Annotated in this window: 1 protein-coding gene; it reads left to right on the top strand. The window is 52.8% G+C overall.

The features are described 5' to 3' along the window. On the top strand, positions 1 to 216 hold a 216-nt coding region (locus SB773_RS33485; protein ID WP_486304331.1), incomplete at its 5' end, for a permuted SH3 domain-containing protein. Between the last annotated feature and the right edge of the window lie 36 nt (positions 217 to 252).

The following is a 252-nucleotide window of genomic DNA, read 5'->3' as shown; positions in this document are numbered from 1 at the left end:
GCCCGCGGCCAGTTTCTGGACAGCAGCAATGGCAAATATGCTTACAGAGTCGCCAGTGGCATGGCGGTGAAAACCCCGATTGAAGTAGGAGCCCGTAGCCTTAACGCGGTAGAAATCCTGACTGGCTTACAACCGGGTGACCAAATCATTACCTCGGGCACCGATATTTTTAACGGTGCCAGCACCATCCAACTCAACCAATACCGGACGCTATAACAGCAGGCTAAACGCCAGGGGACTTTCAATGCTAAC

The sequence above is a fragment of the Bacillus sp. SIMBA_074 genome (assembly GCF_046534555.1).
Taxonomy (GTDB): domain Bacteria; phylum Bacillota; class Bacilli; order Bacillales; family Bacillaceae_G; genus Bacillus_A; species Bacillus_A mycoides.
This window is presented reverse-complemented; position numbering and strand designations above follow the sequence as displayed.